Consider the following 11,840-nt stretch of genomic DNA (forward strand, 5'->3'; position numbering starts at 1 on the left):
TTAATATGGTTTGGTTATTTGGTACTGTATTCTTGCGTTATACAGCCTGGTGTTCTGGGTATTGTCGTCTTTACCAGTATACCTCACAAAATATGAGTACAGAGAATTGTCGATCGCACCGGAGAAAACAGACACGGTAGAAACGCTTTGAACTGAAGCCAATGCTGTGGGAACATCACTTTCTACCGTAGCCATTACCAAATAGTTGCTAGTTCCATTTTCATGTCTTACAAGCTCTATTCTTGAGGGTGACGTGGCGTCGTTGTCCCAAACCCAGCCAGCAAGCTCAGTAATCACAGCACCATCGGGCAAGTTCATTGATGCTACGGCGTAGCCCAATGCGCCCGAAACTCCATTAAAGTAATGATACCCGGTTACTGCATTGGGTGTCGCAAACTTTGTATCAGAGCCCAACATCGTCAAAACATCAAACACATTAGCACTGTAGCTTGCATATCTTGTAACAGCCGACGAGAACGTAAAGTCGGCAGCGTCCACCGTTCCGCTAGCTTGTATATTTCCCGTCACATCCAATGCCTCTGCCGGCGTTGGGTTACCAATTCCTACTCGGCCCAACCCATTTATATTGATCGCATCCACATAAGTAGGTCCTGCTGTATTGGTAAGAACGCTAAGTTTCATGCCGCCGGCGGTAGGAGAGCTCTTAGCGGCTGATATTTTCCCTAGGTCAAACCGGTTGCTTCCGTTTGTTGATCCTCTGAATGACAAGGCAACACCTGTTCCTGTTCCTGATGTGTTATTGTTTGTCAGCGAAAGCATATTGTAAACGGATCCAGCGGCCGTGCCATCAGTAAACTCTACTTTGTGAGTCAGATCCGAAGCCCCATAAATAAGGTTTGTTCCTGACATTGAAATATAACCGGCACTTACAGTTCCCGTGCCAGCGTTTAATCCAAGGTTACCTCCAGTTCCTCCCGAAGTGCCGCCAGCCTGAATCGACAAGTTGTTTCCAGCGCCGGAAGGAACAGTACCCACTCTGAGGTTTCTGTTGCCACCAGTTTCAAACTGGAAATCGCCATTTGCAAAAGCCACTGGCGAACCGCTTGGGCCGTTGAGTCTCATGGCTCCGTTCACAATCACATCCGACGGGGTTAAAAAGCCTGGTTGAACGCCCGGACTCAGCACTATATCGCCACCGACATCGCTATTAGTGGCTCCATCACCTGACTTCAAAATCAGATCGCTGCCTACTCCACTCAAAGCTGCATTCACCTGAATAGTTCTGTTTGTCGCGCCATCAAACTGCAAGTCCTGGGTAAGCGCACCCGTAGTCCCCTGGCTTGCCATATCTTGCCAGGCGCTTCCATCATATCCTTCGTAAGTACCGAGGGTGGTATTGTAGCGAATCATGCCCACCACTGGAGTTGGCCTTTGAGCGGTAGTACCGGAAGGTATTCTGATAGCATCGTTGCCTGCAATGTCGAGTGAAACGCCTGGAGCGAAGTGACCTATCGACACCAATCCCCCAAAACTGGCATCCTGGCCAATTCTAGATGTATTGCCTGATTGTATCTCCAATGCGGCTCCAGTGCCGCTGTTGTTGATGGTTACGGCGGGTGCCGTTGCATTGCCTGTGTTTTGAAATATTGCTACCTGATCTGTTCCATCGTTGCCTACGATGAGGGCAGGCACGCTGTTGGAAGCATTGAGGTTCCTAAAGTTAGCTACATAACCATCTCCGCTGGTCGTTACCTCAAGGCCCGCACCTGCTCCGGCAATTACTTCGCTCGACAATGCCGCAGCTGTATTCGATACGTTGTTTACCTGAAACCGGCCAGCTGAATTGGTTCCAACCGTCTCTACGAGCAGACCATACTGATTGTTTAAGCCATTGCCAATAATAACTTCCGCCCCTCCGCCGAGCCCCGTATGTGAAACACTGAGCCCATTTGAGCCAGTATCATCAGAATCGTTAAAAATGCTGACAGCGCTGCTTATGGCAGAAGTGTTATTAATAGAAAAGGACGCCGCTCCTCCCCCGCCAGTGTTGACAATATCAATAAGGGTACCACCATCAGCCACTATATCGGTTACCGGATAGGCCAAGCTTGAGAAAGAATTCCAGGAGACACCATCGAACCCCTCGAAGTTACCATTGTAACGGATCATTCCCGATGTTGGTGTACCTTTAACATCCCCCACTTCGACTGCGCCTCCAAACTGGGCGTCGCCAGCATTGTCCAGCACGAGAGCGGATTGAACAACCCCTGTCAATGCGTCGGTCTCCGCTGGTTGGCTACCTCCCACCAAAAACTGAATAATACCACCGTGCTGGTAAATAGCACTTGCCGGACCAGCGTTAGTGTATTTCATTAAATTAGCCAGCTCATCAGGATAGAGATTCTCACTCAAAAATTCGCCATCGACGGTCGAGCCGTTATCAAAATGAAATAAATGGTAGTCATCAAAGATTTGTAACCCGCTTACCGGGCTGCTAGTGCCTATTCCCACCTTAACACCAGAACTTCCCAATACGATTGCATTGTCTGTACTCACCACAGCATTAGCACCAATTGCCGTTGCGTTCGTGAGGCCGTCTACACCTACATCAGCGTTATCCCCAATCAATGTGTTAAAATTGCCTGTCGTGTTGGTTCCACCATCACCCCCAATGAAAACATTGTGAGCTCCACTTGTATTGGTCAAGCCAGCATTGGATCCAACGAATGTATTTCCGTTGCCAGACGTTGCTTGCCCGGTATTCGCTCCCAGAAATGTGTTATCGGTCCCCGCACTTCCGGCTTTTGCGGCGGTGTTCCCGGTACCGGCACCAACAGCAACAAAATTATCGGTTGCATTAACCTCCATGTCATTGATAGCGTTGGCATCGAGCCCCGTGATCGCAGCACCATCTCCAGCAAAACTGGTTGCGGTGATGTTGTTGGCAGCGAAGTTGCCTGAGCCATCCCTTGCGACTATTGTCCCAGATATATTAACATCGGTAGCGCTATTGGCCGCATTTGCCCCAGAGACTACGGTAGCAACAGGTACACCATTTACCTGGCTCACAACAGTAGCTCCCTGAGTGCCTGTAACATCTCCAGTTAGCGTACCTGTAAATCCCGGGACCGTGATTCCGGTCAGAGCACTGCCATCGACTGCCGGGAGTGCACCCGTGCCATCAAGCTGAACGAGGTTGTTTGCACCCGTGCCTGCATTAAGCGTGGCCGCTGAGCCCAGACCTGAGATTTGAGCTGCCGACATATTTACCAGCGCTGACCCATCAAGCGCCGGAAGCGTGCCGTCTGATGGTAGCTGAACCAGGTCGTTTGTAGTGACCCCTGCATCAAGCGTGGCGGCTGTGCCAAGGCCTGTCACTTTGCCCACGGCAACATCGGCAATATCGGCATCCGCAATGGAGCCATCAGCTATTTTTACGCCAGTAACTGCATTATTTGCAAGCTTTGCAGTGGTCACATTACCATCTGCCAGATCGATTGTGATGACTGAGCCATCAACAATTTTATCACTGCTTATTGCGTCAGTGGCGATTTTCGCTCCGGTGACGTTACCATCTGCTATTTTTCCATTAGTGACTGCGTTTGCCGCCAATTCCGTGGCACCAATAGTGCCCGCTCCAATTACCGGAACAATTCCAGTCAAACTAGACCCGTCTACAGCAGGCAAAGCACCACTACCATCCAGCTGAACTATTTGATTAGGCCCGGTGCCAACATTAAGTGTCGCCGCAGTGCCCAGACCTATTATCTTTCCCGCATCAACATCGCTGATGTCAATGTCTGAAATTGTTCCATCAAGTATTTCCAGGCTGGAAATCCCGCCGGCCGGGACTTCAAACGTTGACCCATTCGACGCCAATGTAATACCATCCACAAAGGACAGGTCGTTGACCATGTCGTGCGTAATAACTGCCGACTGGATTTGAGCTATTCCTGTGTTATCAACAGTGATATGGCCAGTAATTACCTGCTCCTGAGGAGTATTGGTGCCGTCGCCAATCAGCAGCGTGCCGCTGGTAAGCGAAGCCAAACCTGTAACATCAGTCGCAGGCGCCCAGGTACTGCCAGTCCATTTTAATACCTGACCTGTGGTTGCGCCCGATTGGGTAATCTTTGCCGGCGCTACGTCGCTTACCTTGGCGTCTGTCACCGAACCATTCACCAGCTTAGCCGTTGTCACACCATTGTCACGCACCTCAAACGACGAGCCGTTCGAAGCCAGTGTAACTCCATCCACTACAGCGGTGTTCAAATCGGAAAATGCGATTGAGCCATCTACAACTTCTGCGCTGCTGACAGTATTCGGGCCTGGGGTGGCGGGAATGTTCGTTAATCCGCTCCCGTCGCCAGAAAAGGAGCTTGCCGTCACTAATCCGGTGGTCGATATGTTCTGAGCACCAAAGTTTGGAGTAACCTTAGTACCAGCAATTGCGGCGGCAGCGTTGATATCCGCATCGGCAATCGATCCATCAATAAGTTCTGGGCTACCTACCGTATTTGGCCCTGGCGTCGCTGGTATATTGGTTAAACCACTTCCGTCTCCAGAGAAAGAAGCAGCAGTTACTGTGCCTGTGGTTAAAACATTCTGCGAACCAAAGTCTGGGTTAACCTTTGTTCCTGCTATATCGGCCGTCGCATTTATGTCTGCGTCAGCAATCGATCCATCTATTATCTCAGAGCTGCTAATGCTGTTTGGGCCGCTGGTGATAGACAATATCTCCACCTGTAGTTCTTCGAGTGCTGCCTGCGTATTGGTAGCTAATAGGTTTGCATTGGGAATAACTGTCTGATTAGACGCCGAATCCAGGGCGAATTTCCAAAGGCTTCCATTCCAAACGAGGCTAAATCCTGTGGATGGGGCGATGCTGTCGAGCGGCAGTCCTTTGAGCCCCGAAACTACCAGAGAATCGAAGCGGCCCAACACATCACCGGCAGATGCCGTTGTGATGGTCACATCATCTGTCGCATCAATATCTCCTGAGTTAGTGATCTCCTGACCGGAAATTGAAATGCCATTGCCAGCCACAAGTTGAGACAATCCAATGACGTTCCAGGTTGAGTTGTACCAAACATACAATGTCCCATCATCGCTGTCGAAAACCAACATACCATTGTCGGTAGCCGTCAGATTGGCTGCGAAGGCTGTTCGCTCGGCAGCGGTTAGCCGGGGAGCAAGAAAGCCTTGATTTCCATTGATAGCAATTAACTCAAGGACAGCATTTTGATTGGGCGTTTCTGTGCCAATGCCAACTGAGTTTTGGGCATACAAGTTCTGAATAGCACCTACCAGTACTATTGAGAACACCAAAATTTTAAATTTCATGTTCGATTAGATCGGTTGAGCCAATACTCGGCTCAAGAAAATACAATAATTAAAAAAAGGCCCGCAAATTGGGCTATAGGCAGCACCCCAATATAAGAATTTATCAATAAAAAATATCACTTAAACTTCCTAAGTGGTAAAGTTGGTATTAGCCGGTTTATGCCAGCTATCTGCTTATTATTATTCTTAGTGAAATAACACTCCCCCCATTTCCCGTTGTATCATAAAATCTCAAAATATACATGCCTGCTTTCACGTCGTCAACGTCAAGAAGAACCTGTCTATCAGAGCCCGGCTCAAGGTTAGCGCTTCTTATTGTCTGACCCGTCAAATCTATCAAGTCGGCTACTATTTCGCCCCTCACTAATTTCTCATAACGGATTGTCAAGAATTTATTGGCCGGGTTAGGGTACACCGTCAGCCCCTTGAAGTAATCCAAATAGATGCCCGTCTCTTCCACCTTGGTCACCACAATGCTGGTTGGCGTAGCCAACGCATTGATACGGATGCTGTTCTGCTCAACACCGTTGCCACCGCCAAGCTGAAACTCGATAAAAGAAGTGGGATCCATCGGAATACCCGGATACTGAATATTAACACGATAGTCTCCATCAGGCAGGTTGTTCATCTCAAACTGACCCGTTTCATCTGTTTGAACATAGGCGATCAGCTCGTAGCCTTCATCGTTATCCTTCGCCCTAAACCTTGAGCGACTCAAACTTACTCCCGCACCTTTTACCCGTTTTCTATCAAACACCCGTGCCCCATCGTCGCCAAAATCAGATTCAAATAATCCACTGAAGGTATTGTCTCCATCTACAGGGGTTAACACTGGCAGAACACCCTCCATGGTAAGCACAAGTTCACCAACATTGCCACGGAGCTGAAGTAGATCGGCAAAGGCCCAATCGATGGTGCTTTTGTAAAAGCTTGGTAAAAAGACCTCTATATCCTGCTCAGCATAAAGCAGATAATCGCCCAGCACCACATCTTCGATGACAAATGTCCCGTTTGGCCCGCTTCTGAAGTGACCTGTGGTATCGTAGGCGCCCGCCTTAACTATAAGTAGTGCCCCAAAGGCGTCATTGACAGGGAGCTCGCTTTTGTCTGTTATTTTACCCGAAAGATTGGCTGTGGCTAAAACTTGCTGTACGCTACTTTTGATAGTCAGGCCAGGTACCCTGGCATTCGTAACTTCCAGTTGGTAATCGCCCATCGTAGCGAAATCTATCCCAGCAATAGTATACTCTGCCGCATTGCCTTCCTCCACCTCCACGCCATTCCTGAACCACTGATGACTATTGGCACTGCCACCAATCGATACGCTGAGTAAGTAATCAGCCCCCACTGGTATCAGTTCTTCCAACATCACTCCGGCCAATTTTTGTGGACTATAGTTCAGGCTGGGAATGTTGATATTTGGCTCAAGATCGTCAAACTGTAGCCTGTTGTTCGAGACATTGAGCATCGTGAGTTGAATGATATTTGTCAAAACTGGCAGGCTGGTGATTTCATTTCCCGATAAATTGATACTTGTTAGCTTCCTCATATCTCCCAGAAACTTCGGCAAGTCACCAGAAAGGTTGTTTGCGGGCAAGTCAATCCCGGTTACCCTGTCGCTGGCAACGGTTATACCAAACCAAGATGATAGATCGGCCGTGTTCCATCCCGAATTATTGATCCAGGCTTCGCCACTGGTTAAGCTATACAACTCCTCCAACAATAACCTATCACGCTCAAGGGAGCTCACCCTGAGTGCTACCGGCTTAGTTGTGAGCGTCAAACCCGGAACAATACTACTGGTAACCTCTACATAATAATTGCCCTCGTCCGCAAATGTTGGGAAATCGATTGTATGATTGAACCCGGCAGCACCTTCTAGTGATAGGTCATTTTTAAACCACTGATAATTGTTTGCACTTCCTCCGACCTGGCGATCCAAGATCAGGCTTTCGCCCCTCTCCTGAAGGGTGTCCGTAAAAGTAAGGAGCGCAGACTGCGGCGAAAACGTGAAAGAAGCAAGTCCCATATTGAATTCCAGTGAGGCAAAATCAAGAACATTATTGGCAACGTTGGTGGTAGAAAGTGCCATTGAAGTCAGGTTGGGTAATCTGGAAATCTGATTATTGCTGATATCGAGGGTTTTCAATGAGTCAAGCACAAGAATATCATCGGGCAGACCCCCTCTAAGGCCGTTTGCTACCAAATCAATGCCCGTTATCCTTGAAAGAGACGCCGTCACTCCAAACCAGTTCTCAACTTTCTGGCCAGGTGCAAGCCAATTAGTATTATTGACCCAATTAGCTCCGTCAAGAGAATTATACAGGCTCACAAGGGCCAGGGAGTCAGATGCGATGACACCATCCTTGATTTTCCGGATTTCAAGCACATTACTATTTTCTGCAAGATTCCCTGCTAAGTCCGTCACACCGACCGACCGAAGACTTGCCTGCAACAATGCAATGTCTGCGGTGACCAACAAAATAAGCTGATAATTTGAGGCGTTGGTTCGGACAATTGTATCCACGACGCCATTGAGCACCTCAAAATCCTGGCTTGTTAGATTGGTGACTGCTTCAGAAAATTGGACGTCAACAGGTATGACGCCTGTTATTGACGGCTGAGGCAGGCTGTAAGTCAACGTGGCTGTAGGGGGAACAATGTCTTTGAGCCCTTCGGTACTAATTGTATCGCCCCGATTGCCAAGACTATCGGTTAAAACAACTTTAACACTGAAAATACCGTCGGCCAAGCTGGCCAAATCTATTTCGGTAAGGCGCTCTGGGTCAGAGGAAATAGTGTTACTGCCACTTATTGTCAGGGCACTGCTGTCCGCCTCACTATTAATAAAATACTCAAACGTTGCTCCTATCTCTCCATTTAGTATGTCGAAGTCTAATAACTGTGAATCAAGATTCAGGGGCCCACTTTGCACAATCACGGAGTCAGCAGTGGCCGGGATATTGTCGATGCTATACACCTCCCCATTGAAAGGGATGTTGATAACGCTTGGCAAAACTCCAGCGTTGTCGGTGAAATCTAGGCCCAGGGTGCCCCCGGCTGCGCCAAATTCTGCTGCAACGACCCAGTTGACCCCATCTGCATCTGATACAGCTATTAAGATTGGACTAGCTACGCCGGATTCGACAAGCGAGAAATTTGCTTCGGAAACCCCGGTCACCGGCTGGTCGAAGGCGACAGTCCAGCTAACTGAAGAAAAGTTATTTGGGTTGGCATCGTTTCTTGTAATAGAAAGCACCGATGCTGGCGATTTAATGGTGATTGGCTCACTTATGAGGGTCAATCCCATAACTACAGTGTTGGTTACCCTCAGTTTATATACACCGAGGTTCAGTGGGCCAAAGTTTGTTATTTCGTACGTATCAGTTGTGGCGCCAACAATATCCTCCCCGTCCTTCTCCCACTGATATTCGTTGTTAATACCACCGACTGCAAATGCCAATGTTTGACTATCTCCAGCATTTAGTCCAATTGTTTGGCTCAGGCCGAACGGCTTCTGTCCTGCATTGACGGTGATGATGCCTACGTTTGGCTCTAAATCTTCAAAGGTAAATCGATTGTTGCTCACATCAAATGAGGCGAGCAGGCCGAGTGAGCTCATGTCGGGCAAGTGGGTTAGTTCGTTGTTGCTAATGTTAAAACTGGTCAGCGCCTGCAAATTCACTATCTGTTCGGGGACACTGTCTGCCAAAAAGTTACCTGACAGATCAATACTGGCTGCTTCAGATAAGTAGGCCAATTCATAGGGGAATTTGCCCTCCAAATTATTGCTGCTCAAGCTCACCGCTTGCACCCTGCCTCCCAGTGTGTCTATTCCGTACCAGGTATTGAGATCCACATTGAACCAATTGGTGCTATTTACCCAACTTGCTCCATCCGTTTTTCTGTAAATAGAATCAAGGGCCACACTGTCTATCATAAGGGAAAAACCTAGCAGTTCGAAGGCAGTCGTATTTGTTAAGCTCCACGCTCCATTTCCATCTTTTACCCTCGTTAAGAGATTATGGCTGCCACTACTAAACGAATTGACCGCAATAGGTATACTGACATTTTCATCAATGGGGTTTTGGGGAGAAGCCACAACCACCTCGGTGGCCTGACCCGCACCGGGGTCTGTGTCTATAGCATATTCAACAGTAGTTATCAGCCTTGTTCCATCCCTAAAAAAGGGGCTTGATTCAATATGACTCCACTGCCCCTTATCATCCAGAGCCCTGATATGAAGCGTATGCATCCCGAGAGAAAGTGACTCAATGGGTATAGGAATAGCCGCATCAACCTGAGTTCCGGGAGAAATGACCAGTGCCAAACCATTTCCATATCCCGGATCCACATCAAAAAAGTATTCCAACGAGGTAATGGTATTTTGACCCTCAACACTCGAGGTGGTGATAAAAAATGGTCGATGTTCGGTGGCGCTCCACTGACCGGAGGCATCACGTACCCTGAAATAGACCGTGTGAAAGCCTGTACCTAACGATGACGTTGGAATCTGCTCCAGCAGGTCTACATCTGTGGATGGTGTTACCGCTACGGCCACACCGTTACCCTGACCCGGATCAACATCTATAAAATACTCAACGGCATCAATGTCATTTCGGATCTCGCTCGTTGACTGACTGATAAAAAACGGCCGATGCTCCGTAGCACTCCACTGACCGGAGGCATCACGCACTCTGAAATAGACCGAGTGAAAGCCAGCACTTAACGATGAAGTGGGAATTTGCTCCAGCAGGTCTACATCTGTAGATGGTGTTACCGCTACGGCCACACCGTTGCCCTGACCCGGATCAACATCTATAAAATACTCAACGGCATCAATGTCATTTCGGATCTCGCTCGTTGACTGACTGATAAAAAACGGCCGATGCTCTGCTGCACTCCACTGGCCGGATGCGTCCTGCACCCTGAAATAGATGTTATGAAAACCGGAGCTAAGGAACGCCGTGGGGATCAGCTCAAAAACATCGACATCAGCAGACGGCGTCACCGCCACCGGCGTCCCATTACCCTGACCAGGATCAGAGTCAAGGTAATACTCCATACTTACTATGTTGTTGCGTGTTTCGGTTGTGGATTGACTGATAAAAAAAGCTCTTCTTTCAAAATGACTCCAAACGTTGTTTTCATCCATCGTGCGAACGTACAATGTATGCACGCCTGGCGTAAGCGAGCCAGTGGGCACAGCAAAGTTAAAATCTACCTGAGCGGCAGGTGTGAAAAAAACGCTGGTACCACCGCCAAAACCTGGGTCGGCGTCTACATAGTATTCCATGGCCGTTATTTGCGGGGCCTGTGCCAGCCCAAATTGCGCACAGCATATCAACCCCAAAAAGGAAAGAAGCCTTTTCATCTTTTTCGAGATGAGCTATACTAGTTTCCTTTGGCCTGGATGTGCACATTCAGGTCATTGCCTTCAATCACCATAGAAGGAACATCGAGCACCTGAATGGTGGGTATTAAGGTGCCCTCCAAATTAAAAGGGATTGGGCCTCCATACACCCCCATATCGGTGCCATTGGTGCCTGAGCCAAGAGCAGGTGAGCCCGTATCCAGGGCTGGGTCAAATGTTGAGAGAGAGGGAACTCCTGTTCCAAATGAGACATTGACAAAAAGAGGGTCTTGGCCAGTAATATTATTAACACTTGTGTTGCCACCAGTAGTGAGAAATCCTTGAGTTGGCTTGCTATGGAAGCTAAGATTGTTTTCGAAACTGTTGTTTGACAAAGCCGTTTTGCCCCTTGGGCCAATGCCATAAAAGATATTGTTTTTAACAGTAGAATTGGTGAGCCGGTTAAAAGCAAACCAGCCATTTGCTTCTGCGTCGGTATGAATAAAAATATTGTTTTCAATGGTACTGAGATCAGTCGTAACTGATCCATAAGTGGCGGTCCCATAACTTTCTGCTGTGGTACCGTAAATGATATTATTAACTATTGCAATATTAGATACATAGCCTTGAAGAAAATCGATTGTCTCCTCAGTGCTATTGCCAATGCCACTGCCTAATATATTGTTTCTGACTACGACGTTATTCAGACCAGTGATGGCTCCTGCATGTTGTATTCTTGTGATTACACTATTTTCTATTAGTAAATTCGATAGTGTCCCTGCAATACCGCCAAGCGCCAGAGAGGAGGAAATATACATACCCGATATTCTGGTACCGCTTGCCGCCGGGTCGGCTATCTCGACCGTGGTTACGTAGGATCTGCTGGAGCCATCAGTATCCGGGAAAAGCCCAATTCCAAAAATATTAAGTCGCTTGTCAATAGTGATTGCTCCATAACTGCTAGAGCTTCGGATTACATGAATAATGTCATCATCCACCGCCGCCGCTATGGCGTCCTGCAGAGCAGTTGAACCAACAAAAACAGCACCCGGCACGGCTACTGCCCCCGGGTTTCTATCCGCTGTCAAAATGCTTTGAGCACTTCCGAAGTAAGTTATGAGCATCCCCAAAAGAAAAGCAAGCCCATTTTTTTGATTAAAAAAGGTTTTCATGATCCTGAGAG

General features: G+C 48.1%; 3 protein-coding genes. All 3 read right to left on the bottom strand.

Annotation, left to right across the window (positions count from 1 at the left end):
* Entirely contained in the window at positions 1 to 5,304 is a 5,304-nt protein-coding gene (locus RT717_RS23820) for a beta strand repeat-containing protein (RefSeq protein WP_317488845.1), read from the bottom strand.
* A 166-nt stretch (positions 5,305 to 5,470) separates the two neighbouring features.
* Entirely contained in the window at positions 5,471 to 10,678 is a 5,208-nt protein-coding gene (locus tag RT717_RS23825) for a T9SS type A sorting domain-containing protein (protein WP_317488846.1), read from the bottom strand.
* Positions 10,679 to 10,698: 20 nt separating this feature from the next.
* Positions 10,699 to 11,829 carry a right-handed parallel beta-helix repeat-containing protein gene (locus RT717_RS23830; RefSeq protein ID WP_317488847.1) on the bottom strand — a complete coding sequence of 377 codons (1,131 nt, stop codon included), beginning with the start codon at positions 11,827 to 11,829 and terminating at the stop codon, positions 10,699 to 10,701.
* Between the last annotated feature and the right edge of the window lie 11 nt (positions 11,830 to 11,840).

The organism is Imperialibacter roseus (assembly GCF_032999765.1).
Classification (GTDB): domain Bacteria; phylum Bacteroidota; class Bacteroidia; order Cytophagales; family Cyclobacteriaceae; genus Imperialibacter; species Imperialibacter roseus.

Bases quoted from the DNA above. Each gene is read 5' to 3' on its own strand.
- RT717_RS23825 (WP_317488846.1), bottom strand. From the start codon at position 10,678: ATGAAAAGGCTTCTTTCCTTTTTGGGGTTGATATGCTGTGCGCAATTT.
- RT717_RS23830 (WP_317488847.1), bottom strand. From the start codon at position 11,829: ATGAAAACCTTTTTTAATCAAAAAAATGGGCTTGCTTTTCTTTTGGGG.
- RT717_RS23820 (WP_317488845.1), bottom strand. From the start codon at position 5,304: ATGAAATTTAAAATTTTGGTGTTCTCAATAGTACTGGTAGGTGCTATT.